The 255-nt window shown below is 41.2% G+C and carries 1 protein-coding gene; it reads left to right on the top strand.

Annotated elements, in window-relative coordinates; genetic code table 11:
- Nucleotides 1-73: 73 nt before the first annotated feature.
- The coding region (locus O0550_RS24290) for an ABC transporter permease (RefSeq protein ID WP_258427437.1) at nt 74-255 on the top strand (182 nt) is incomplete at its 3' end.

Raw genomic sequence — 255 nt, forward strand, 5'->3', positions numbered from 1 at the left:
GTGTCATTATGAAGGATGAAAAAGTAAAAGAACGACTCTTTGCTGGCGCAGATGAAAACGAGGTGTTCGCTACATGAACCTCATCGAAAGCTTTCGCATTGCTATAGATGGTATTTGGTCCAATAAATTGCGTTCCATTTTAACCATGCTAGGAATTATTATCGGCATCGCTTCCGTCATTGCCATTATGACAATGGGTAAGGGCGGAAAAGAAATGATGACAAGTCAGTTCGGAAATGTAGCCGATGCAAAGTT

The sequence above is a fragment of the Brevibacillus halotolerans genome (assembly GCF_026891775.1).
GTDB lineage: Bacteria > Bacillota > Bacilli > Brevibacillales > Brevibacillaceae > Brevibacillus_B > Brevibacillus_B halotolerans.